The sequence below is a fragment of the Thermorhabdus hydrogeniformans genome (assembly GCF_049310025.1).
Classification (GTDB): Bacteria; Bacillota; Thermosediminibacteria; order Thermosediminibacterales; family Tepidanaerobacteraceae; genus JBJYKD01.
On sequence record NZ_JBJYKD010000250.1, the window covers coordinates 1 to 247 of the forward strand.

A 247-nucleotide genomic window follows, 5' to 3' on the forward strand; every position below is an offset into this window, starting at 1 on the left:
CTTTTCAAATCCACTATCATCCCAATATGGATCCGGTACACTGCGGTTTTCATTAGGATAAATCTCATTGAGAATTAATTTGATTTTCTCTTGTTCATCAGGCCGAGCCAGCTCCATCAAATCTTTATAATTTTGGGTGTCCATGGCGAAAATGAGGTCAAATTCCTCATAGTCAATACTGCGGACTTTTCTGGAACGTTGATCTGTGATATCTATCCCATATTTCTCTGCTATTCTGATTGATCTT

At 38.1% G+C, this 247-nt stretch carries 1 protein-coding gene; it reads right to left on the reverse strand.

All coding sequences use genetic code 11. The features are described 5' to 3' along the window. On the reverse strand, positions 1 to 247 hold a 247-nt coding region (locus tag ACKX14_RS16315), incomplete at both ends, for an arsenate reductase/protein-tyrosine-phosphatase family protein (RefSeq protein WP_479685987.1).